Here is a 24,515-nt window from a genome sequence, read left to right on the forward strand (position 1 = left end):
ATGACTGAACAGGAAATCAGAGATTTATTAACGGAAGCTCTGGAATCTTTATTTGAGATTGAGCCAGAAAGAATTAAGCCGGAAACAAATCTTTATGAAGATTTAGAGATCGATAGTATTGATGCTATTGACTTAATCGATCATATTAAACGTAAAACAGGGCATAAACTTCAAGCGGAAGATTTCCGCAATGTGCGTACTGTAGATGACGTGGTTCAGGCGGTTCTTAAACTTAGTCAAAACGCACAATAATGACTCCTTACTTACCGACTTCTCTTATTGCTCAGCACCCAGATTGGCATTATGCTGATTTTGAGTGCCGAGCATTTCAAATTTCAGCTGAATTGCAACAGCGTCAACTTCGTTCTGTCACGGTATGGCTAGAAGATGGTGCAACATTGGCATGCCTACTGCTAGGTGCTTGGCATGCCAATGTTCGTGTTCTTTTTCCACCTAATTTCACTGAAGAAAGTATTCAGTGGGCAAATGAGCATTCTGAACTTTGGCTCACTGATCGTGATATTGAACTCGAAAAATGTGAGCAAATCTCTCTATTTGGCATTACACAAGATTGGCAAAAAGTTGTCAAAAACCAGCCGCTCTTTGACTTTACCAATCAAACAGAGATTTGGTTGAAAACATCAGGTAGCACAGGCGAAGCCAAAACCATCATTAAAACAGCAGAACAAATGTGGTTAGGCGGAGAAGTATTAGCCAAAGGTTTACCATTTATTGCTGAAAATAATATTACTGCAATTAGCACTGTGAGCATTCAGCATATTTACGGCTTAACCGTGCATATTATGATGTCACTGGTTAACGGCTGGCAAATTGGTCGAAAACAACTTTTCTACCCTGAATGCATAATGCAAGAAGCCAATAAATCACAATCAGCAGTTATTGTGAGCAGCCCAGCGATGCTTTCAGGCATAGATTGGCAGCAAATGAAAATTGCTGAAAACATTGTGGGTATTATTTCTTCAGGTGGTGCACTAGCTGAAGAGCTATCTGAGCAAATTAGAGCCAAAATTCACCATCCCATTATTGAAATTTATGGCAGTACTGAGACGGGTCCAATTGCTATTCGGGATGATATTTCCCTTTGGCGACAATTACCTAATAGCCAACTTGGCAGCAATGAGCAAGGCGAGTTGTGGATTGAAGGTATTTGGCTTGCTAAACGTGAACAAACCGCAGATGTGGTTGAGTTTGAAGAAAACGGTTTCCGTTTATTAGGACGAGCAGATCGCATTGTCAAAATAGGGGATAAACGAATTTCCTTATTAGGCGTAGAAACGGCGTTGAATAAACACGAATTTATTGAGGATTGTTATATTGCTCAACATCCTGAGAAATCTCGTCTTGCCGCCTGGATTGGCTTAACCGAGCAAGGCATTCAATTTTTTAGAGAGAAAGGTCGAAGAATGCTTATTCATAAGCTAAAACTTTTCTTAGAGCATTCTCAAGAAAAAGCAGCTATCCCTCGTTTCTGGCGATTCACTTATCAATTACCACGTAATAGTCAGTCAAAAATAAATAAGCTGGAATTTAACCGCACTTGTTTAGAAACCTGTAAGGATGCGATTTGGCTTGAACAAAGCAAAAATGAAAATTCACAAATATCAACTGGGATTGTGCCGCTTGATTTAGTGTATCTCAAAGATCACTTTGCTGAATTTCCGTTAGTCCCTGGCGTCATTGAATTACAATGGATTTCGGAAAAAATAAAGGCATTTTTTGGTAAAGAAGTCATTATTCGTTCATTCGATAAGCTGAAGTATCAAACATTCTTACGACCGAATGATCGCTTTGATATTCAATTAAAATGGGATTCATCAAAAAACAGAATGGCATTTCAATTACTTGCTAATAATGAAACTTGCTGTACTGGATTAGCCATCATAGAGCATGAAGATCATCCTACTGATTGTTAATATATTGCTTGCGCTAACAGCCATCGCTTACCCGATTATTTGGCTTTTCTTTCAAGCAGACCAACTCTTGCATACGTTACCTTATGTGATGAGTTTATTATGGTTGATTAAAAGCCTAATACACCCGAATAAGGGACAAAGAATTTTTGCATTAAGCATGGCTATCCTATTATTCCTTGTGGGGTGGCAACGCTCACTCGATATGATGTATTGGTACCCTATTTTAATGAATGGCATTATGTTGGTGTTATTTGGCGGAAGTCTATTCCAATCTCAATCATTGGTTGAAAGATTAGCTCGCTTACAAACGCCTAATCTCAATGCTCAAGCTATTCAATATACTCGCCGAGTAACCCAAGTCTGGTGTGGTGTATTTTGTTTAAATATTTTGCTTTCAACTCTCTTTATTACATTTAACTTATTAGAATATTGGGCAATTTATACTGGGGTTATTTCTTACATTATTATGGGCCTAGTTATGAGTATTGAATGGCTCATTCGTCAACGCGTAAAACGGAATCACTATGAATAAACATCAACCTAACTCACTTATTGCATTAAATCCAGAATGGCGCTGGCAAGATTTTACTTATCGTTGTCAACAAATCAGCCAACAACTCCAACAAGATAATATTCAAAGTGCAGCATTTTGGTTTGAAGATGCCGCAAACTATGCCTGTGCAATGCTTGCCTGTTTTGATGCTAAAACCCGAATTTTGCTTCCACCTAATCTTCTCGATGAAAATCAAGAATGGATTCGTGATAATGCTGATATGTTATTTGATGACAATAAATTCAACACTTACGGCATTTCACAAGTTGTTGATAAAAAAGATTTCTTCATTGATAAACATTGTCAAACCGAAATTTGGCTAAAAACATCAGGAAGTAGTGGACAACCTAAAATCATGGTGAAAACAGCTGAAAAAATGTGGCAAGAATCTGAAGCAATCAGTCAGTCACTTCCTTTCCCAGAAGGAAATGGCATCCATATTGTCTCAAGCGTTTCGGCACAACACCACTATGGTTTATCCTATCGAGTCATGTTACCGCTGACAATGGGCTGGTCAATTGGCCGCAAACAGCTCCCTTATCCAGAATATATGATTGCAGAAAGCCTTATTGCGAAACAGTCTATTTGGGTTAGTAGCCCTGCATTACTGACCCATTTAAATTTAGATGAACCTCAACTTTATCAATGTCGTATTTTAGGCATTCTATCTTCGGGTGGGATGCTGCCAGAAGAAACCGCAACAGCCATACGCGCCAAGCTTAAAACTAAAACCATTGAAGGCTATGGCAGTACAGAAACGGGAGTCATTGCGTTTCGTGAACAAGCCGGGCTTTGGACCCCAACACCCGTAACTAAAATCGGGGTCAATGAAGAAAATGCGTTATGGGTTGAATCACCTTGGCTTGATCAACGTGAACAAACGGCTGATGGTGTTGAAATCATCGGTAATCAATTTAACTTATTAGGACGCATTGATCGCATCGTTAAATTTGGCGATAAACGTATTTCTTTAGTTCGAATTGAACAAGATCTACTGAAACATCCTTATATTAGAGATTGCTATGTTGCACAACACCCTAATCATTTACGCCCTGCTGCTTGGGTTGAATTGAAGGAAGAAGGCATTTCCTTTTATCTACAAAAAGGACGGGCTGAATTATTAAAACAACTCCGTCTCCATTTAAGTAAAACCCAGGAACATTCAGGCTTACCACGCTTTTGGCGATTTACTAACAAATTGCCACGTAATAGCCAATTCAAGATTAGCCGAGCAGATTTTGATGCCATATTTTTACATGAAAAAGAAGAACAATTTTAACTTGCTATGATGGAACCGAAACTTATTGCGATTATCCCGCACTACAATCATTCCGATAAAATCGGCGATGTAATTAACCAATTACACAAGCTAAATTTGCCTGTATTAGTGGTTGATGATGGCTCATCTGAACAGCATAAACAAGCATTAACTTCTCTTTCAGAAAAAGACAATCTACATATTCATTATTGCCCACAAAATCAAGGTAAAGGTGGCGCGATGAAAGTAGGTTTTAGGTTATCGTTTGAGCAAGGATTCACACATGCCTTGCAAGTGGATGCAGATGGCCAACACAATCTGATTGATGCCCTTTCAATGCAGCAAAAAATGCTAGAAAATCCGACCGCACTTATTTGTGGTAACCCTATATACGGTGATGATGCACCTAAATCTCGACTTTATGGACGCAAAATTACGGATTTTTGGAATGCTATTCACACGCTTTCTCTCGATATTAAAGATGGTATGTGTGGTTTTCGCTTGTATCCATTAAATCGCACCATTAAAATTCTCGATAATGAACATGTCGGAAACCGCATGGATTTTGATATCGAAATTCTCATCAAGGCTCACTGGTATCAAATACCATTAATTTGGGTTGATACCCCTGTTTCCTATGATAAAAATGGCGTCTCACACTTCAATGCTTGGAAAGACAATGTGTTAATCAGTAAAATGCACATGTATTTATTTTTTGGTATGTTAAAACGCTTATTAACCGGAAAGCCGCTATGAATCAATCAAATGAGAATAGCCAACATTGGGCGAAACAATCAGAGCGAGGAAATGCGTTCTTCTTAAATCTCACGCGATTAATCGTGAAATATTGCCCATTATGGTTAATTAAAATCGCCACATTTGTGGTGGTTTGTTATTTTTATCTCACGGCAAAAGAGGCACGAAATAATATTAAAACTTACCAACATCGCCTCAAACAACAGTTTCCACATTGTCATTTATCCTCATTTTCTGTATTTCGTCAGTTTCTCTTTTTTGGTGAAATCATTTGCGACAATTTTGCAGTTTGGCAACGGAAAATCCATTACACGGATTTAATTATCGATGATGCCGATAATCTCTATGGCGATCTCGATCAAGAGGGACGAGGTCAGATTCTTGTTTGCTCGCATTTTGGTAACATCGAGATTTGTCGAGCATTAGTCGATAGCGGACAACACAAAAACTTTCATTTGAATGTATTAGTACATAGTAAAAATGCTGAAGCCTTTAACAAAGCATTAGTTGAAGCCGGTGCAGATGCCCTACCCCTTATTCAAGTTGAAGATTTAGATGCACAAAAAATGTTAGAACTTTCTCAACGCTTAGAGCAAGGTGAATGGATTGCGATTGCGGCTGATCGCGTACCTATCCGTGGCGATAAAACACAATCAATCAACTTCCTTGGCCATTATGCTGAATTTCCTCAAGGGGCGTGGTTGCTTGCAAGTATTTTAAAAGCGCCTTTAAATACAATTTTCTGCCTTAAAGAAAAAGGACAATATCGAATGAAATTGCGCCGTTTTTCTCCCCCAATTAGCGGGCGTGGCAAAGTGCGAGAAGAAAATATTAAGCAAGTCATGCAACAATATGCAGACTTACTTGCCAAAGAATGTGCAGAAAATCCTCTACTTTGGTTTAACTTTTATAACTTTTGGAATGATAAAAAATGAAAAAACACGTTTTTTGCCGTCATAATTCTGAATTCGAAGTGCAATTCTTTGATGTCGACTCAATGGATATTATGTGGCATGGGCATTACGTCAAATACCTTGAGATGGCTCGCTGTCAATTCCTAGAGGAAATTGGCTATACCTATGACGTTATGAAAAAACAAGGGTTTGGTTGGCCAATCGTTCAACTGAATATTAAATATGTTAACCCTGCATTATTTCGTCAAAAAATCCGAATTGAATTAAAAGTAGTCGAATATGAAACTTACTTGCGCATTGATTATGTTATTTTTGATGCTAAAACCAATCAAAAATTAACCACGGCAAGTACCACCCAAGTAGCCGTTAGTATGCAAACACGCGAAATGCAATTACAAACGCCACCATGTTGGCAAAGTGCGGTCAAAACTCATCCTACTTTTGTATCTGAAGGGAAATAATAATGCGATTGATGATCTTCATCTTAGGTTTGTTCCTAAGCAGCGTAAGCTTCGCTTTTTCTGAAGCTGATTTAGTTAAACAACTCCAGCAACCTCAAAGCGTTCAAGGAAACTTTATCCAACATCGCTATTTAAAGGCATTAAACAAGCCAATTGAAATGCAAGGTCAATTCGCCTTGTTAGCTCAAAAAGGGTTATTATGGCAGCTTGAAAAACCGTTTAATAACAGCTTGAGAGTCACGCCTAACGGGATTCAACAATGGAATGGAACTCAGTGGGTGAATAGCGGTAATGTTGGGCAAAACGAGCAAATTGGTCTTTTTTTAGGTTTGTTATCCGGCAATATTGATGGACTCAAATCTCAATTTGATTTTGCATTATCCGGCAATGCTAACCAATGGCAACTGACCTTAACGCCTAATTCATTATTAATGCAGCAAATCTTCACAACTATTGAAATTTCAGGCGATCAAACTGTGAAAAAATTAACCTTAAATGAAAAACAAGGCGATCGCACACAAATTGAATTTAAACAAATCCAACTAAATCAGTCATTAAGTCAGTTTGCCCGTTCAGCGCTGGAATAAACGATTGTAAAAGATGAAAAAAACAACCGCACTTTCCTTGTTATATGCTGTATTTATCTTGTTTGTTTCCCTATTGTTTGGCTACTTTGTCAAACAAGGAAATTGGCTACAAACAGATTTACACACATTACTTCCCTCTCAACAAGAATGGGCGGATGTTCAAGTTCTCGCCGATCAACAACAAGAAAAAAAGCTTAACAGCCAAATTATTGCACTTATCGGACATACTGATGAAAAACAGGCTTTTCAGCTGACTGACCATATTGCGCAAACGTGGCGTAGTAGCAAACTTTTCTCTCATATTACCGATCGCATTCAGCCTAATCTTACTGAGCTACAACAAGATATTCAGCTTGTCGCATTTGCTGCTTTGCCACAAACTGTTCGTGAACAATTAATTAACGATCCTAAAGGCTATTTTCAACAATATGCGGAGGACATCGTTAACCCATTTAAGCGAAATAATTTACTTTCACTAGAACAAGATTGGCTTGGTTTTGGACGTTTTGCACAGCAAACACAACAAGGTAATGTGCAATGGCACGCCGAGAATGGTATGCTCACGGTCAACCAAGATAATACGACTTGGGTTTTATTACGTGCTGAACTGCAACAAAATGATTTCATCAATCCATCAGAAAATTTAACCGCACTTCTGACAGAAAATCGCCAATATCTCACTCAATCTGGTGCCCAATTTAAAATTACGGGTAGTGCATTGTTTGCCGCTGATGCAAAACAAAAAGCCGAAAAAGAAAGTACATTAATGAGCGTACTCGGCGTGAGCTTAACGTTATTATTATTACTGATTGTCTTTCGCACTCCTCGTATTTTATGGTTATTTTTGCCTATTCTAATTGGGATGCTTTCAGGTGTTGTAGCAACGGTGTGGGGATTTGGTCAAATTCATATTCTCACCCTTGTTATTGGGACCAGTCTCGTCGGTGTATTAATTGACTTTCCTCTTCACTGGCTTGCAGGATCCCTTTTTGACCGAAAATGGTTACCACTTCTTGCGATGCAAAAATTGCATTTTACGTTTTTCATCAGCTTGTTAGTTACCTTACTTGGGTATGGACTACTTGCCTTTACCCATCTGCCTATCTTGCAGCAAACTGCTCTTTTTTCGGCTGTATCCTTGATTACCGCATTACTTGCGACACAGTTATTCTTACCTTATTTATTTTATCGGTATCAGCCAACAACATTATTACCCGAAAGAAAAACATTTAATCTCATACAAAAAGGATTAAATACCTTTGCAAACAAACGCTTTAATAAAGGTACACTCCTTATTATCTCTCTTTTAGTTTTAGGAGGCGGGATTAAATCCTCATGGCATGACGATATCCGACAATGGGTTTCCATGCCTCAATCCATGTTAAATGAAGCGAAAACTATCGGTGAACTCACTGGGGTTGATTTAGGAAGCCAATATTTTTTATTAACGGCTGAAAATGAGGCATTACTACTTGAAAAGGATGCGAAGTTAAGCAATCAATTAGCTCAACGTAACATCACATTTAAATCATTAAGCCAGTGGATTTCTCCACTCGCAGAACAGAAACAATTAGCAGAATACCTTCAACATATTTCTACTGATGATTATGCTGTATTAAATGATATTGGTGTACCCACTGAAAAAATTCAGCAAAATTTGACCGCACTTTCTCAACATAAACCCTTGACATTATCTGAAGCACTTAACACGCAACTTGGGCAAGCGTGGAAGATGCTTTATTTAGGCGAACTAGCTCCTAACCAAGTGGCGAGTGTCATAAAAATATCTCAAGCGGATAGTGCAACAATGCAAGCATTAGCAAATAATCGAGATATTTTCTGGCAAGATAAACGCGCTTATTTAAATCAAGCTTTTAAAGAAGCAAAAGAGCAAGCTGCCTGGCTAAAAATCATTTCTTTTGTTATCGCTGGATTACTTTTATGGAAAGTATTTGAAACCAAAACAAGTATTCGAATCTTATTTATTCCTTGTATAGCAATCTTAGGAATGATCGCTATTTTTGGTTGGATAGACCTGCCTATTGGTTTATTTTCAATGTTTGGATTATTACTGGTTTCGGCCATTGGCATTGACTACGCCGTTTATATGAAAACTGTCAATGAAGAGCCATCTCATAAACGCATTACACTGACATTGGCTGCTTGTACCACATTAATCTCATTTTTACTGCTCGCCATTAGCTCCACACCAGCAGTGGCGACATTTGGTATAAGTGTTAGTATTGGTGTTATAATAAGTCTTTTAACCACATTAAGACTCATGCGTTAAAAAACGCATAAAAATGACCGCACTTTATGATAAAAAAATACCTTTTATTATGGGCATTAACATTACTAACAGCTTGCTCAACTTTGCCTAATATTGAGGCATTACCGGAAGTAAAAACAGACAGCCGAACTTTTAAAGTAGAGCAACTTGCAGAACAGCAAGTGAAACAAACAAGCTTGCTGACTGTTCAGTTCCAGCCTGAGCAATGGCGATGGGTTCAAACAGATCCTCTTGGCTCACCAATTGCTCGATTATTATTAACGAAACAAGGCTGGGAAAATGATGGCTTTGTGATGCCGAATAAACAAGCACAAGGTTTATTCTTGGCACTGGCAACTGCATTTACAGAACAACAACCCAATGCAAAACACTTAACATTAATGAATGTGGATGTATCGCATCAACAAAATACGGCGATTTACCAACAGAATGGTCGTTTTTTATGGAACGTTCGCAAACAATCAAATCAATATTTTATTCAGCTAGCAGATGGCAGTCGTTGGCAAATTGAAGAACTTAACAATTAGGAATCTCTGTGCAATTATTTCTTTCTCAACCTGGCATTTTGAGTAGCATTGGCGATAGTCTATCTCAACATGTTCAAACTTTATTAGAAGGTAGTGACTCGCCACTGACTTTTTCTAACAAGCATTTCCAAGAAAATGGCTTACAGGGTAAATATAATACTCTGGGTGAAGTCAACAGCTCCTTGCGTGCATTTCCGGCTGATTTACCCAAAAAACATCACAGCCGAAATAATCAATTACTCTGGCACAGCTTAGAACAAATTGAACCAACGATTCAGCAAGCCATTTCACGTTTTGGTCGCCATCGTATTGCAGTAGTCATCGGTACATCTACCACTGGAGTAGATGAAAATTTACCTGTATTTAAATATGCCGCAGAACATGAAGATTGGTCTGGCGCGGAATTTAATCAACAACAACAATATTTTTCTGCTCCGGCTGATTTTATTGCCCATCAATATGGCTTAACCAATCTTATCTATGGCATTTCAACTGCTTGTACATCAGGTGCGAAAGCATTAATTAGTGCTGCTCGTCTATTGAATGCAAATTTGTGCGATGCAGTAATTTGTGGTGGCGTCGATACTTTATCGCTATTAACGTTAGTTGGTTTTAACTCTCTCTCCGTTTTATCTGCTGAACAAACCAATCCTTTTTCTGCCAACAGACAAGGGATCAATCTTGGTGAAGGTTCCGCTGTATTCGTAATGAGCAAAGAAAAATTAGATGATCATAATATTGCGCTATTAGGTTATGGCGCCAGCAGTGATGCCTATCATATGTCATCGCCACACCCTGAAGGTGAAGGTGCGATTAAAGCTTTCCAAAACGCATTAAACTCAGCACAACTTGCTCCAGAAGCCATCAATTGGGTTAATTTACATGGTACAGGCACCATTCATAATGATCAGATGGAAGCCTTAGCCATTCACCATATTTTTGGTCACGATACTCCTTGTACAACAACAAAACCTTATACAGGACACACACTAGGTGCTGCAGGCGCTATTGAAGCTGCTATTTTATGGGGGATGATTGACCGCACTTTTAATCCAACAGGTAAACTCCCTGCACAATTATGGGATAAACAAGCCGATGAAAAAATGCCACCAATTGCCATTACCGATCACACGAGTCATTGGACATCCGAGAGACGTATTGGTGCAAGTAGCTCTTTCGCTTTTGGTGGGAATAATTCAGTACTTATTTTAGGGGAAGTGAATGATTGATTTCACCTGTCCTATTACTGATATCTCACCATTAATTCCTCATAGTGGGGAAATGGTCATGCTAGATAAAATTACTGAATTTGGCGAAGATTATTTGATCGCGGAGATGACCGTAAAACCAGATTGCCTGCTCTTAAAAGATGGTAAATTGGCTACTTATATGGGCGCTGAAATCTTAGCTCAAGGCGTAGCAGCATGGGCAGGATGTAAATGTGTAAAAGCGGGTCAACCTATTGGATTAGGCTATTGGATCGGCTCAAGAAAACTGACATTACATCGCCAAGATATCTCAGTCGGAAGTTTATTACAAATTCAAATTAAACGTTCTATTGAAGACGCAACAGGATTTGGTGTTTTTGACTGTACGTTAATCGATCTTTCTAATCAGCAACCTTTAGTGGAAGGTGCATTAAACGTTTTCAGACCACAAGTATCACAGGAATAAAAAATGAGTGAAACCATTTTAGTTACAGGCTCAAGCCGAGGTATCGGTAAAGCCATCGCCTTACGCCTTGCACAATCAGGTTTTGATATTGTGGTTCATTGCCGCAGTCGCATCGAAGAAGCTGAAGAGGTCGCACAATCAATTCGAGAATTAGGTCGTCAAGCTCGCGTATTACAATTTGATGTTAGTCATCGAAACGAAACAGCTGAAAAACTACTTGCGGATGTTGAATCTCATGGTGCTTATTATGGCGTTGTGCTCAATGCCGGATTAACACGAGATAATGCATTCCCTGCTCTAACTGATGAAGATTGGGATGTTGTTCTACGCACGAATTTAGATGGATTTTATAATGTTCTCCATCCTATTATGATGCCAATGATCCGACGCCGTAAAGCAGGTCGAATCGTTTGTATTACATCTGTATCTGGACTAATTGGCAACCGAGGCCAAGTTAACTATAGCGCATCTAAGGCTGGTATTATCGGGGCAGTAAAAGCGCTCGCCGTCGAACTCGCTAAACGCAAAATCACGGTAAACTGTGTAGCTCCAGGTCTCATTGATACGGATATCTTAGATGAAAATCTTCCGATTGATGAAATTCTAAAAATGATTCCAGTTGCAAGAATGGGAAGCCCGGAAGAAGTTGCACATGCCGTAGATTTTCTGATGGATGAAAAAGCAGCTTATATTACTCGCCAAGTTATCGCTGTAAATGGCGGGCTTTGCTAAAACATTTACAGTACAAAATTTTTTGTACTAGTCTAATAATGAATAATTGAGATAAAAAAATGAAACGAGTTGTCATTACAGGTATTGGTGCGGTCACAGCCTTTGGAAAAACATGGGAAGACGTAAAAGCTGCCTTTCAACGCAAACAAAATGCAGTTCAAGCGAAAACTGAATGGGCTGAACGTTATCCTGAGTTAGGTGCAAATCTCGGTGCAGAAATCCATGATTACACTCCTCCTGCCCATTGGAATCGAAAACAACTTCGCAGTTTAGGCCGTGTCTCTCAATTTGCTGTTGAAGCCGCTGAACTCGCCTTAGCAAATGCCAATTTATTAGATGAGAATGGAATCATTTTACCTTATTTAAAAGAAGGAATAATGGGTGTTGCCTGTGGCTCTTCTACTGGCTCAACAAATGATGTCAGAGATGCAGCAGAACTTCTCATGACCGGAAAATCAGATGGATTTAATGCCAACACCTATGTACGAATGATGCCTCACACCACTGCAGCGAATATTGGCATTTTCTTTGGTCTAACAGGCCGAATCATTCCTACGTCTAGCGCTTGTTCTTCTGGCAGCCAAGGTATTGGCTATGCTTATGAATCAATTAAACATGGTTTAATCCCAATGATGCTTGCTGGCGGCGCAGAAGAGTTTTGCCCATCTGAGGTCTATGTATTTGACTCTCTTTATGCTGCAAGTAGAAACAATGCACATCCTAAACAAACGCCTCGTCCTTATGATAAAGATCGTGATGGATTAGTGATTGGTGAAGGTGCAGGTATTTTTGTATTAGAAGAGCTGGAACATGCGCTTTCTCGTGGTGCCAATATCATTGCAGAAATTGTTGGCTATGGTGCTAATAGCGATGGCGCTCATGTAACTCGTCCACAAAAAGATACTATGCAACGCTGCATGGAGTTAGCCTTAAAAGATGCGCAGTTATCTCCAGATCAAGTAGGTTATGTAAATGGCCATGGTACTGCCACTGAACAAGGTGACATTGCAGAAACGCTCGCAACGGAAGCCGTATTTGGAAAAATACCACTTAGCTCACAAAAAAGCTATTTAGGACATACCTTAGGTGCTTGTGGTGCATTAGAGTCATGGTTCTCAATTGAAATGATGCGTGATGGCTGGTTTGCCCCAACCATTAACCTAGACAATATTGATGAACGTTGTGGTAAATTAGATTACATTCAAGGTGGTGGCCGACAAATTCAAACGAACTATGTTATGAATAATAACTTTGCTTTTGGGGGCGTTAATACCTCGCTCATTTTTAAACGCTGGGAAGCGTAATAAAAAAGGCTATTCAAACGAATAGCCTTTTCTTTTATCTATTGTTAGTTATTATAGATAACCAAACAAGCTTGTGAAAATGTAACCAAAGATACATGAAGTGATTACACCGATTAAGCCCGGTAAAATAAAGCTGTGGTTAATTACAAACTTACCGATATGTGTTGTACCTGAACGGTCGAATTGGATTGCCGCAAGGTCACTTGGGTAAGTAGGTAAAATGTAGTAACCATAACAAGCTGAAGCAAAGGCTAAGATAACAGCTGGATCAACACCGATACCTAAAGCAAGTGGAACGAATGCAACCAATGCTGCCGCTTGTGAGTTTACGAATTTAGAAATTAATAATAACATCACGGCGTAAGTCCAAGGATGCGCTTTTACCACATCACCTAGTGCAGCTTTCATCATTGGTGTGTGAACGGTAAACATGGTTTCCGCCATCCAAGAAATACCGAATACCGCCACTAACGCAATCATACCTGAACGGAAAATTTCATTTTTACTGATTTTACCTGCATCAGTTTTCGTAAAGATAACAATTAATGCACCCGCTAATAGCATGAAGATTTGAATAACGTGAACCATACTTAAATTCACTTTTTTCTTCGCGGTGTCTTTTAATACGATTGCAGCGTTATCGATAGTTTCAGTTTTATCACCCGCAGTGATGACAACATTGTTATCTTGAGCGGTAATTGTTTGAGCCACTTCACCTTTATCGTTATAGATTGTAACGTTATTATAGGCTGTTTGTGTTTTCGCTTTGCTGTCTTTAACATCAAGTACTAATGTACCGTCTTTCGCTAATGCAACAATTTTACCGTCTTTTACATTGAAAGATTTCACTGCTTTATCGGCTGAAACAATTTCAACCACTTGAGCCGGTGCTGATTTTTCGAAAGCTGGGCGTAAATCTTTAAAGTAACCTAATACCGCTACCACTAAAATTGCACCAAAGAAGATCCACATCGCATTCCAGCTAGATTGTGGCAATTTTTTATCTAATAATGATGTGCTATCACCATAAACATATTTTTTGAATTCTGGATCTTTTAATTTCTCTTGGAATTCTGGGTCTTTATCTAAATCTTTACCGCGGAACCAGCTGAAAATACCGATAGCTAATACACCACAAAGGGTTGAAGGAACGGTAATTTTTAATAAATCTAAATAACCATCAAAACCTGCTAATGGTGTTTTAGCATTCACTAAGAATGTGGTTAAAGTCACTACTGCAACAGAAACAGGTGACGCAATAATACCCATTTGAGAAGCAATTGAACTTGCCGCCATTGGACGTTCAGGGCGAATATCATTTTTGATCGCGATATCATAGATGATTGGTAACATGGTATAAACCACGTGTCCTGTACCACATAAAATGGTTAAGAAACAGGTGACGAATGGTGCCAAAATACTGACATATTTCGGGTTACGACGAAGCATTTTCTCCGCAATTTGTAACATGACATCTAAACCACCACTGGCTTGTAATGTTGCCGATGTGACCACCACCGCAAGGATGGTTAACATTACATCGATAGCTGGCTTACCTGGTTCAATACCAAAGCCGAAAACAAGAACAATTAAGCCTACCCCACCGAGCATACCCAGTGCGATACCACCTTTTTTTGCCCCGTAAAACAAACAGATAAGAACAATAACAAGCTGAATAGCAAACTGGCTACCTTCACCTAGGTTCATTAGAAAATCCATAAGATACTCCGAATCATTTTATGGTTAATTAGAAAAAAATTTTGATCGAATACTAGCATCAAAATTAACTCATAATAAGTACTTTTAAGGTAAATCTTGTTTTAAATCAAAAAATAAAGGGACTAAATAATAAAAGCAAATCTGAGAAAGATTAAAAAAGGAAAGTGCGGTCAGAAATTTAAAAGATTTAGATATATTTTATTTAAAGATAAAGAATTTAGAAAAGAAATTTAAAGAAAAAAATTAGGCGACCTAAAAGATCGCCCAACTTAAAAATTACTGATTGTTTTGAACGTAGTCAATCGCAGATTGAACAGTTGTGATTTTTTCAGCTTCTTCATCAGGAATTTCGATATCGAATTCTTCTTCTAAAGCCATTACTAATTCAACTGTATCTAAAGAGTCCGCACCTAAATCTTCAACGAAAGAAGCTTCTGGTTTTACGTCTTCTTCTTTAACACCTAATTGTTCAACGATGATTTTTTTCACGCGTTCTTCAATACTCATTTGTTTTTCCTATTGTTGTTTTAACTCATTTAAGAGCGGTTAGTGTATGCATTTTTGATAAAGTTGCAACTATTTCTTAGGTGGTCGCACCACAAAAAAACAGGCAATGTAAAAACACATACAGAGAAAAAGTTACATTGCGGTTGGGATTTTATCATTAACTAAACTGCTTTGCTATATTTTATAGACAAAATCCCCGATATATCTCCCCTAAAGGGTTAGCTCATATATAAGCCGCCATTCACATGTAATGTGGTACCGGTAATATAAGCCGCATCATCAGAAGCTAAAAACGCTACCGCTTTTGCGATATCTTTTGGTTCACCTAAACGGCCAGTCGGTACATTACCAAGAATACCTGCTTTTTGTTCTTCAGTAAGCACTTCAGTCATATCTGTTGCGATAAAGCCGGGTGCTACCACGTTTACGGTAATACCACGTGATGCCACTTCTTTCGCTAAACCTTTAGAAAAGCCAATCAAACCCGCTTTTGCTGCACAGTAGTTAGATTGACCCGGGTTACCCATTGAACCCACCACTGAACCAATAGTAATAATACGACCGAAACGTTTTTTCATCATGGAGCGTAACATTGCTTTAGAAAGATGGAATACAGAAGTTAAGTTAGTTTGCATAATATCGAACCATTCTTCATCTTTCATACGCATTAATAAGTTATCGCGTGTGATACCTGCGTTATTCACAAGAATATCAATATCACCAAATTGCTCTTTAATTTGTTCTAATACGGCATCAATACTTTCTTTGTCTGCCACATTTAATACTAAACCTTTACCTTTATCACCAAGGTAAGCAGAAATGGTATCAGCACCTTTTTCAGAGGTTGCGGTACCAATTACAAATGCACCTTTTGATGCTAATTCTTCTGCAATTGCGCGACCAATACCACGTGTTGCACCTGTTACTAATGCGATTTTATTTTGCATTCTTAATCCCCTTTTATGCTAATAATACTTCAACGGCATCTAATGATGCCACATCGTTTACTGATGTTGCTTGTAATTCTGCTACGATACGTTTTGTTAAACCGTTTAATACTTTACCTGGGCCGATTTCAACTAAAACCTCTACGCCATCTTGTGCCATTTTCTCAACGGTTTCAGTCCAACGAACTGGGCTATATAATTGGCGAATAAGTGCGGTACGAATTTCTGCACTTTCTGTTTCCGCTTTAACATCTACGTTATTTAATACTGGTATTGCTGGCGCATTAAGCGTAATCCCTTCAAGTGTTACAGCTAATTGATCAGCAGCTGGTTTCATTAATGCACAATGTGAAGGAACACTTACCGCTAATGGTAAAGCACGTTTTGCGCCCGCTTCTTTACATAATGCAGCAGCACGTTCAACTGCCTCTTTCGCTCCAGCAATGACTACTTGACCTGGTGAGTTAAAGTTTACTGCAGACACCACTTCACCTTGCTCTGCTTGTTTACATGCATTGATAATCGCTTCATTGTCTAAACCAATAATCGCATACATTGCACCAGTACCTTCTGGTACTGCTTGTTGCATTAATTTACCGCGTAATTCGACTAATTTAATCGCATCTTTAAAATCAATGACACCTGCGCAGACTAATGCTGAATATTCCCCTAAACTGTGGCCTGCCATTACGCTTGGTTGTAATTGTGGGTATTTTTCTTGCCATACACGGAAGATCGCAACGGATGCCGCTAATAATGCAGGCTGAGTTTGCCAAGTTTTATTTAATTCTTCTGCCGGACCTTGTTGAACCAAGTTCCATAAATCATAGCCAAGCGCTTCTGATGCTTGTTTAAAAGTTTCGGTGACTACCGGATATTCGTTAGCAAGATCTGCTAACATGCCAACAGCTTGAGAACCTTGTCCTGGAAAAACCATTGCGAATTTTTTCATGTTTTCTTCCTATTTCTTCATCGTTTAAATGTTGAAAGTGCGGTCAAATTTAACCGCACTTTTAAAATTCTGTCGGGATTCTAACAAATTAATTAGAATCGCACCAATGCTGAACCCCAAGTCCAACCACCGCCAAAAGCTTCGAGTAAAAGCAATTGACCGCGTTGAATTCGGCCATCACGCACCGCTTCATCTAAAGCCGTTGGTACAGTCGCCGCACTGGTATTGGCTGTACGATCAAGCGTTACCACCACCTGCGACATATCCATCTCTAATTTTTTCGCTGTCGCAGTTATAATACGTAAATTCGCTTGATGTGGCACAAGCCAGTCGATATCTGTTTTTTGGAGATTATTAGCAGAAAGGGTTTCTTCCACCACATTAGAAAGCTCACGCACCGCTAATTTAAAGGTTTCATTACCTTGCATTTCAATATAGCCAGATTTCTCCACGCCACGTTCAGCTTGTGGAAGTAGCAATGCCGCATTGTTATCTGGCGATGCATGTAAATGTGTTGAAATAATACCTTCTTGCTCTGATGCCTCTAAGATTACGGCACCCGCACCATCACCAAATAACACGACAGTGCTACGATCGGTTTCGTCTAATTTACGCGAGTTAAGATCCGCCCCAATGACAAGGGCTTTTTTCACGCTACCTGAACGAATAAATTTATCCGCTACACCTAAAGCATAAACAAAACCGGTACAAGCTGCCGCTAAATCAAAAGAAATCGCATCTTCAATGCCTAATAAACCCTGAACTTGGCAAGCTGAACTTGGATAAGCGTGAGAACCACTGGTTGTTGCAACGATGATCAACTCAATTTCTTGAGGATCAAGATTGGCCATTTCAAGTGCTTTTTTGGCTGCTTTACATCCCATTGTTGCGACAGTTTCATCTGCTGCTGCAATACGACGTTCACGAATGCCTGAACGTGTCACGATCCATTCATCTGAAGTATCAACCATTTTTTCCAAATCCGCATTGGTGCGAATATGGCTCGGCAAATAGCTACCGGTGGATAAAATTCTACTATTCATCATATCAAAACTTATTAATTAATAACGTTGTAAACCCGCCAAGATTTTTTGTGGAATTTGCAAACGAGCTTGTAAAGCTGCATCCGCAATTGCACGAGCAAATGCATCCACATTTGCACTGCCATGGCTTTTCACCACAACAGCCGTTAATCCGAGTAAAGACGCCCCATTATATTCATCAGGGTTAATGCGTTTCAAGCGATGATAAGCATCTTTAAAGAAAAAACGCAGAATAAATTTGGCAAGCGATTTAAAAATAGGCTGTTTTTCTTTTCCTTTTAGAAGAGATAACAGATTCTTAGCGGCCCCTTCAAGGGTTTTTAATGCAATATTTCCCGAAAACCCATCACTCACGATCACATCAGCCACACCATTTAATAAAAAGTTACCTTCAATAAAGCCGGTATAATTAAGTGCGGTCGATTTTTCTAATAAATTCGCAGCTTCACGAATGGATTGATGCCCTTTAATTTCTTCCACGCCGATATTGAGTAAGGCAATACGTGGATAAACTAAGTTCAATCGGTTTTCGGCAAAGATCGAGCCCATGATGGCAAATTCATAAAGATTTTGAGCAGAACATTCTACGTTTGCGCCTAAATCTAACATCACGGTTTTATCACCCGTCATCGACGGTAATAAGGATACCAACGCTGGGCGTTGAATCCCCTCTAAAGGCTGTAAGAGAACCTTTGACAATCCCATCAATGCGCCCGTATTTCCTGCGCTGACACAACCTTGCGCCTCGCCTTTCTGAACCATTTCAATAGCTAAACGCATCGACGTGCCTTTGCTATGACGCAATGCATGAGAAATACCTTGATTGTTATCAATAGTCTTAGTGCAATGATGAATTTGAATACGTTCTAAAAGGGAAGAAGGTGCATTTTCCAGTAAAGGGGAAATTTGTTGGCTATCGCCAAACAGCACTAAAGAAAGCATTGGATCTGCTTCCAACGCTGAAAGAGATGCGGGGATAGTAATACGGGGACCAATGTCCCCGCCCATCACATCTAACGCTAAGGTTAGACGGTTCAAGTGAATACCTTATAAGTAAAATTACTTATTGATCACTTTGCGACCACGGTAGTAACCGTCAGCAGTTACGTGGTGGCGTAAGTGAGTTTCACCGCTTGCTTTATCCACTGATACTGCAGCAGTAGTTAATGCATCGTGTGAACGACGCATATCACGACGTGAACGAGATTTTTTGTTTTGTTGAACAGCCATTGGCTATACTCCTAAATTTAATTTACTTTTGCTTTAAATTAGCTAATACAGCGAACGGGTTCGGTTTTTTTGCCAATTCTTCAGGCAATTCGCCAAAAACCTGTTCGTGCGCGGACACTTCACAGTGTTCAGATGAATGCATTGGGACAAGCGGTAGAGCTAAAATAAGTTCGTCTTCCACTGCACCAAGTAAATCTATTTCACCAAACTCATTAAATTCGATTGGCTCATAAATTTCCGGCAAGTCATCAGCCTGATCCCAATTAGCCACTGGACTATACATAAAATGACATTCCAATGTTTGTTTGAATGGTTCGCCACAACGTTGACAGTCTAATTCAACATCAACTTGTACTTGCCCTTTCATTACCACTAATTTTTGTGGATCAATATAAAACGATAATGTTACCTGTGCATCGCTGAGCACTTTCCCCGTAGATTCAGCTAAACGCACTAACTGACTAGCGGTATAATAACCATCATAATCAATTCTTTGTTGAGCGTCTTTAACCGGATCAACGGTTAGGGGTAGTTTTACCTTTTGCATAGGGTGCGAATATTACCTGTTGTCAATAAAATAGTCAAAGGAAATTCGCACTAATTATGAGAAAAGTTCAATCTCTATCTAAACTCTCTCAAGATTTACACCTTTACAAAGTGCGGTCATTTTTTCCTATGTTTTACTCGGCATGCTCACTCAAGAAGCCACCACTTTGATGTTTCCAAAGGCGAGCATAAAGGCCATTTTGTTCAAGCAATTCTGCGTGAGTCCCTTGCTCAACAATTTGTCCTTTATCTAACACGATTAAACGATCCATTGCCGCAATTGTCGATAAACGGTGAGCGATCGCAATAACCGTTTTATTTTCCATCATCTTGTCGAGACTTTCTTGGATCGCCACTTCCACTTCTGAATCTAGTGCGCTGGTCGCTTCATCTAGTAGTAAAATTGGTGCATCTTTTAACATTACGCGAGCTATAGCAATACGTTGGCGTTGACCACCCGACAGTTTTACCCCACGTTCACCAACATGAGCATCATAGCCTTTTCTACCTTGCGCATCGCTGAGATAAGGGATGAAATCTGCCGCTTCGGCACGTTTAGCCGCATTGATCATTTCTTCATCCGTCGCAGTTGGACGACCATAAATAATGTTATCGCGAACAGAACGGTGTAAAAGTGAAGTATCTTGTGTAACTAAACCAATCTGACTACGAAGGCTTTCTTGGCTTACATCTAAAATATTTTGGCCATCAATAGTAATTGAGCCTTCTTGTGCCTCGTAGAAACGTAAAAGTAAATTCACAATGGTTGATTTGCCTGCGCCAGAACGCCCAATTAAGCCCACTTTTTCGCCCGGTTTGATGGTGAGATTAAAACGGTTAAGTAACGGTTTATTCGGATCATAGGCAAACGAAATATCGCTAAATTTGATTTCACCTTGTTTCACTTCTAATGCAACACAATTTGACTTATCAACAATGGTGTGTGGTTTAGTCAACGTTGCCATACCATCATTCACCGTCCCGATGTTTTCAAATAATCGAGCAGATTCCCACATAATCCAACGAGAAAGTCCGTTCACACGTAATGCCATCGCGGTTGCAGTCGCCACTGCTCCCACGCCTACTTGACCGTTTTGCCATAACACCACACCTAAAATTGCAGTGCTTAACGTTAAGAAGATATTGGTTGCATAAGTTAAGGTATCTAATGAACTTGCCAAACGCATTTGTGCATGCACGGTAACCATAAATTCTTCCATGGAACGTTTTGCATAATTCGCTTCTCTCGCATCATGTGAAAATAGTTTTACCGTTGCAATATTGGAGTAAGCATCCGTAATACGCCCTGTCATTAAAGATCGCGCATCAGCTTGTCGTTGTGCGGTTTTGGCTAAACGTGGAATAAGCAAACGTAAAATAGTCACAAAGGCCACAATCCATAAGAAAAACGGCACTAAAAACCAAGTATCTAAAGCCGCAAGCACCAAACCTGAAGTAATAAAATACACGGCAACATACACCAGCATATCCGCAATGGTCATGACGGTATCACGCACCGCAAGGGCGGTTTGCATCACTTTCGCCGATACACGACCTGCAAATTCATCTTGGTAGAAACTTAAGCTTTGCCCTAGCATCAAACGGTGGAAATTCCAACGCAAACGCATTGGAAACACCCCTTGTAACGTTTGTAAGCGTACATTCACGCCCACAAATGACCATACAATACTGAAAATGAGCAAGGCGGCCATACCTGCTAGCAAATGCCCTTTTTCTTGCCAAAGCGTGGTTGGCGTATAAGCACCAAGCCAATCCACCAACAATCCCATAAATTGGAAAAGTAAGGCTTCCATTACACCAGTACCGACCGTCAATACCGCGAGTAAAAAGATCCAGCCCTTCATGCCATCAATGCTTGACCAAATAAAACGGAACAAGCCTTTTTCAGGCGTCGTTGGATTGCTTTCCGGATAAGGATTTAAACGGTTTTCAAACCATGAAAATATTTTATTAAACATAACAATACCTTAAAAAATTAAAGGCGACAGTGCCGCCTAAAGTGCGGTCATTATAGCGTAAGTTTTGAACGATGGGCTAGGTTTTGCGGAATTGACTCGGTGAAAGCCCATAAATTGCTTTAAATGCCTTACTAAAATGCGCTTCTGATTGATACCCTACTTCAAGGGCAATAGCTAAAATGGTCTTTTGCGTATTTTTCAATAAAACAGCCGCCATTTCTAACCGCACTTGTGTGAGAAATTTTCCTGGTGGCATCCCGAGTTGCTGTTGAAAGATCCGCATAAAAGTCGCACGAGACATAGATGCCAACTCTGCTAATTGCTCAATATTCCAATCTAATTGAGGTGAAAACAGGATTTTTTCAAGGACTTGATTCAGTCTTTTATCCTGCAACGCGGCTAATAAGCCTTGATTGAGCAAACCTATTTGCTGTGCATGACGTAAAATATAGATAAACAATACATTTGATAATGCATCAATCACCGATTTTGTGCCTTGCTCTGGTTTCTCGGCTTCTTGTAAAAAAAGTGAAACCAAAGGCTGCACAGGGGTATTTTGTAGCGAAAGATGCAAATAATCTGGTAACGAATCAATTAATAATGACGGTTTTTGGTAATAAAATGTCCCACAAAACATCTTCAGATCGGGTGTACCTGCTCCTATTTGATGGACATTAAAAAGTGCATCTGATTGCGCTCTCTGTAGACTATTCTCTCTTTTTTGTTGAGAACTACCCAAAAAGTGCGGTCGATTTTGAGGGAGAAAAAAGAGATCGCCTTTCTTCAAATGAAACTGTTTTCCCGCCAAGGTTACCCAGCACTCACCTTGCTCGATTAAATGAAATAAACCTTGATATTCCGCCACATCTGGCTGATGTTCAACTTGCCAATCCCCTTGAAACAAGCAGCGAATATTGATTTCCCCGCGCACTTGTGCCAGTTGTGTTAATTTATCTAAATAATCCATTGTGAGATTTTCCGTCTAAAAGTTAAGACAATTTGACAAGTATCATACGCTAATCTGCTTATAATTCCTCTCGAAATTTGTACTAAATTTAAGGAGAAGAAATATGTTTGCAGATTGGAAAAATGATGTAGCACACGTTAAAAAATCATTCGGTGCATTAGGTAAAAAATACCCTAAAATGTTACAAGCTTATGGCGCATTAGGTGCGGCTGCGGCAGAAGGTAACGTATTAGATGCCAAAACCCGTGAATTAATTGCATTAGCGGTTGCCGTAACAACACGTTGTGAAAGCTGCATTGGCGTGCACGCTGATGAAGCAGTGAAAGCAGGTGCAACTGAAGAAGAAGTGGCAGCAGCATTAGCGATGTCTATCGCATTAAATGCAGGTGCAGCTTACACTTACTCTCTTCGTGCATTAGAAGCTTACAACGCACAAAAAGGCGAATAATTCGCAAGGAACTTTATGATTCTTTTAGCCCTCATTTGAGGGCTTTTTTATCTCTAAAATTAACCACACTTTAAAATAAATTCAAGGCTCTCATCTGAGCCACCACTTGTTCTACCTGAATTTCAGCCATTAAATTTTTGCCTTTTAATTTGGTCGCCCAAGGCAATTCGCTTGAAGGTTTTCCTTGTTCTTTTTGCACATTTTCTTCATATACCGACACCACATTATCCAGATTATGATAAGGTGCTGTGCGCAATGGATTGTGATAAGCATACAATCCAATAACCGGCGCACCTTGCGTGGTGGCAATATGAGCAGGACCAGAATCAGGCGAGATCACTAAATTTACTTGATGAATTAATGCGGCAAGTTGTTTCAAACTGGTTTTTCCTGAAGCATCAACTGGTTGAAAATCACAAAGTGCGATAATTTTTTTTACCATTTCTAATTCGCGTTTTGCCGGCGAGCTGCAAAAAATTACATTCACATTATGCTGATGAGCAATATTTGCTACTTCCGCATAACGCTCAACCAACCAATCTTTCTCGGCTTTACTGGAGCAAGGAGAAATAATCAGATTTTTGCGTGTAGGATCAATAAACTGTTTGGCGTATTCTCGATCTGCATCAGAGATCGCCAATTGCCAAGAAAGCATCTCTGCCGGTGGTACACCAAGATAATCGGCAAAAGCCATGAAACCGTCTAGCACATGAGGCGTTTCCGGATCTTGAACTCGACGGTTTACAAATAACCACTGCCCTTCTCGAGAACGTTTTTTGCCAAACCCAATTTTATATTTCGCTTGAATACCAAGAGAGATAATCGAAGCACGAAATGCCGTCTGCATATTTAAAAGCGCATCAAATTGATTGTTTTTCAAAAACATCCATAAATTCCACACGCCTTTCCAACCGCTCTTTTTATCGTAAGGAACAAGCTCAACACCTTCAATACCAGAAAGCAAGCCCATTTCAGTTTTCCCCACAATCCACGTTAATTTGGTTTGCGGCCAATACCGTTGAATATGCTGCACTACAGCAAGTGCATGACAAACATCGCCCACGGCAGACAAACGCAAAATACAAAGTGATTTAGGGGGAGAGGTAAAAAGTGGAGAATGGGACATTTGAATTCCTCGCGCATTTAATTTCCGTCTATTTTAAAGTAGAATGAGGGCATTTTCTATT

26 protein-coding genes are annotated in these 24,515 nt (G+C 39.5%); 15 read left to right on the forward strand and 11 right to left on the reverse strand.

Going from position 1 to position 24,515, the window contains the following annotated elements:
• The 14 genes from INP93_RS00980 to INP93_RS01045 are packed head-to-tail and all read left to right on the forward strand — an operon-like array spanning window position 1 to window position 12,990.
• Window positions 1-252, forward strand: coding sequence for an acyl carrier protein (locus tag INP93_RS00980; RefSeq protein ID WP_005695334.1), 252 nt, complete (start codon window positions 1-3; stop codon window positions 250-252).
• Window positions 249-1,934 (forward strand): ApeI family dehydratase, encoded by a 1,686-nt coding sequence (locus INP93_RS00985; protein ID WP_420026362.1) that lies wholly within the window; start codon window positions 249-251, stop codon window positions 1,932-1,934. Before INP93_RS00980 ends, INP93_RS00985 begins: the two co-directional genes overlap by 4 nt.
• On the forward strand, window positions 1,909-2,466 hold the full coding sequence (locus tag INP93_RS00990) for a COG4648 family protein (RefSeq protein ID WP_197544887.1): 558 nt from the start codon (window positions 1,909-1,911) through the stop codon (window positions 2,464-2,466). The genes INP93_RS00985 and INP93_RS00990 overlap by 26 nt, the downstream gene beginning before the upstream one ends.
• The gene (locus INP93_RS00995) at window positions 2,459-3,766 is read left to right on the forward strand and encodes an AMP-binding protein (RefSeq protein ID WP_197544888.1); all 1,308 of its coding nucleotides are present in this window, start codon (window positions 2,459-2,461) and stop codon (window positions 3,764-3,766) included. The genes INP93_RS00990 and INP93_RS00995 overlap by 8 nt, the downstream gene beginning before the upstream one ends.
• 6 nt (window positions 3,767-3,772) lie before the next feature.
• Window positions 3,773-4,501 (forward strand): glycosyltransferase family 2 protein, encoded by a 729-nt coding sequence (locus tag INP93_RS01000; protein ID WP_197544889.1) that lies wholly within the window; start codon window positions 3,773-3,775, stop codon window positions 4,499-4,501.
• Entirely contained in the window at window positions 4,498-5,436 is a 939-nt protein-coding gene (locus tag INP93_RS01005) for a lysophospholipid acyltransferase family protein (protein WP_197544890.1), read from the forward strand. Before INP93_RS01000 ends, INP93_RS01005 begins: the two co-directional genes overlap by 4 nt.
• Entirely contained in the window at window positions 5,433-5,876 is a 444-nt protein-coding gene (locus INP93_RS01010) for an acyl-CoA thioesterase (RefSeq protein ID WP_197544891.1), read from the forward strand. Before INP93_RS01005 ends, INP93_RS01010 begins: the two co-directional genes overlap by 4 nt.
• A 2-nt stretch (window positions 5,877-5,878) precedes the next feature.
• The gene (locus tag INP93_RS01015) at window positions 5,879-6,463 is read left to right on the forward strand and encodes an outer membrane lipoprotein carrier protein LolA (protein WP_049364827.1); all 585 of its coding nucleotides are present in this window, start codon (window positions 5,879-5,881) and stop codon (window positions 6,461-6,463) included.
• Window positions 6,464-6,476: 13 nt separating this feature from the next.
• Entirely contained in the window at window positions 6,477-8,753 is a 2,277-nt protein-coding gene (locus INP93_RS01020) for an MMPL family transporter (protein ID WP_197544892.1), read from the forward strand.
• 26 nt (window positions 8,754-8,779) lie between these two features.
• The gene (locus INP93_RS01025) at window positions 8,780-9,280 is read left to right on the forward strand and encodes a hypothetical protein (RefSeq protein ID WP_197544893.1); all 501 of its coding nucleotides are present in this window, start codon (window positions 8,780-8,782) and stop codon (window positions 9,278-9,280) included.
• An 8-nt stretch (window positions 9,281-9,288) separates the two neighbouring features.
• Window positions 9,289-10,509 (forward strand): beta-ketoacyl-ACP synthase, encoded by a 1,221-nt coding sequence (locus INP93_RS01030; RefSeq protein ID WP_197544894.1) that lies wholly within the window; start codon window positions 9,289-9,291, stop codon window positions 10,507-10,509.
• Window positions 10,502-10,954, forward strand: a complete 453-nt coding sequence (locus INP93_RS01035; RefSeq protein ID WP_197544895.1) for a hotdog family protein — start codon at window positions 10,502-10,504, stop codon at window positions 10,952-10,954. The genes INP93_RS01030 and INP93_RS01035 overlap by 8 nt, the downstream gene beginning before the upstream one ends.
• A gap of 3 nt (window positions 10,955-10,957) precedes the next feature.
• Window positions 10,958-11,686: a 3-oxoacyl-ACP reductase FabG gene (fabG, locus tag INP93_RS01040; protein WP_197544896.1), complete on the forward strand. Its 729-nt coding sequence runs from the start codon at window positions 10,958-10,960 to the stop codon at window positions 11,684-11,686.
• 59 nt (window positions 11,687-11,745) lie between these two features.
• Entirely contained in the window at window positions 11,746-12,990 is a 1,245-nt protein-coding gene (locus tag INP93_RS01045; protein ID WP_197544897.1) for a beta-ketoacyl-ACP synthase, read from the forward strand.
• 51 nt (window positions 12,991-13,041) lie between these two features.
• Here the strand turns inward: INP93_RS01045 and INP93_RS01050 are convergent, their stop codons facing one another.
• From INP93_RS01050 to INP93_RS01095, 10 genes are all read right to left on the reverse strand, one after another.
• Entirely contained in the window at window positions 13,042-14,709 is a 1,668-nt protein-coding gene (locus INP93_RS01050; protein ID WP_178409870.1) for an anaerobic C4-dicarboxylate transporter, read from the reverse strand.
• Window positions 14,710-14,985: 276 nt separating this feature from the next.
• Window positions 14,986-15,216 carry an acyl carrier protein gene (gene acpP / locus INP93_RS01055; RefSeq protein ID WP_005544465.1) on the reverse strand — a complete coding sequence of 77 codons (231 nt, stop codon included), beginning with the start codon at window positions 15,214-15,216 and terminating at the stop codon, window positions 14,986-14,988.
• Between the two features lie 218 nt (window positions 15,217-15,434).
• On the reverse strand, window positions 15,435-16,163 hold the full coding sequence (gene fabG, locus INP93_RS01060) for a 3-oxoacyl-ACP reductase FabG (protein ID WP_178409871.1): 729 nt from the start codon (window positions 16,161-16,163) through the stop codon (window positions 15,435-15,437).
• A 13-nt stretch (window positions 16,164-16,176) separates the two neighbouring features.
• Entirely contained in the window at window positions 16,177-17,115 is a 939-nt protein-coding gene (gene fabD / locus INP93_RS01065) for an ACP S-malonyltransferase (protein WP_197544898.1), read from the reverse strand.
• A gap of 92 nt (window positions 17,116-17,207) precedes the next feature.
• Window positions 17,208-18,158 (reverse strand): beta-ketoacyl-ACP synthase III, encoded by a 951-nt coding sequence (locus INP93_RS01070; RefSeq protein ID WP_197545305.1) that lies wholly within the window; start codon window positions 18,156-18,158, stop codon window positions 17,208-17,210.
• Window positions 18,159-18,176: 18 nt separating this feature from the next.
• Window positions 18,177-19,196: a phosphate acyltransferase PlsX gene (gene plsX, locus INP93_RS01075; RefSeq protein ID WP_197544899.1), complete on the reverse strand. Its 1,020-nt coding sequence runs from the start codon at window positions 19,194-19,196 to the stop codon at window positions 18,177-18,179.
• A gap of 21 nt (window positions 19,197-19,217) precedes the next feature.
• Window positions 19,218-19,388, reverse strand: a complete 171-nt coding sequence (gene rpmF / locus INP93_RS01080; protein ID WP_005544470.1) for a 50S ribosomal protein L32 — start codon at window positions 19,386-19,388, stop codon at window positions 19,218-19,220.
• 22 nt (window positions 19,389-19,410) lie between these two features.
• Window positions 19,411-19,935, reverse strand: a complete 525-nt coding sequence (gene yceD, locus INP93_RS01085; protein ID WP_049357999.1) for a 23S rRNA accumulation protein YceD — start codon at window positions 19,933-19,935, stop codon at window positions 19,411-19,413.
• A 133-nt stretch (window positions 19,936-20,068) separates the two neighbouring features.
• The gene (locus INP93_RS01090) at window positions 20,069-21,913 is read right to left on the reverse strand and encodes an ABC transporter ATP-binding protein (protein WP_197544900.1); all 1,845 of its coding nucleotides are present in this window, start codon (window positions 21,911-21,913) and stop codon (window positions 20,069-20,071) included.
• A 76-nt stretch (window positions 21,914-21,989) separates the two neighbouring features.
• Window positions 21,990-22,880: a cupin domain-containing protein gene (locus INP93_RS01095; protein ID WP_178165221.1), complete on the reverse strand. Its 891-nt coding sequence runs from the start codon at window positions 22,878-22,880 to the stop codon at window positions 21,990-21,992.
• A 103-nt stretch (window positions 22,881-22,983) separates the two neighbouring features.
• Between INP93_RS01095 and INP93_RS01100 the strand changes: the two genes are divergently transcribed.
• Window positions 22,984-23,328: a carboxymuconolactone decarboxylase family protein gene (locus tag INP93_RS01100; RefSeq protein WP_005698020.1), complete on the forward strand. Its 345-nt coding sequence runs from the start codon at window positions 22,984-22,986 to the stop codon at window positions 23,326-23,328.
• A 70-nt stretch (window positions 23,329-23,398) separates the two neighbouring features.
• On the opposite strand, the gene INP93_RS01105 is transcribed toward INP93_RS01100, so the two are convergent.
• The gene (locus INP93_RS01105; RefSeq protein ID WP_197544901.1) at window positions 23,399-24,454 is read right to left on the reverse strand and encodes a glycosyltransferase family 9 protein; all 1,056 of its coding nucleotides are present in this window, start codon (window positions 24,452-24,454) and stop codon (window positions 23,399-23,401) included.
• Between the last annotated feature and the right edge of the window lie 61 nt (window positions 24,455-24,515).

Source organism: Haemophilus parainfluenzae, assembly GCF_014931415.1.
Lineage (GTDB): Bacteria > Pseudomonadota > Gammaproteobacteria > Enterobacterales > Pasteurellaceae > Haemophilus_D > Haemophilus_D parainfluenzae_AF.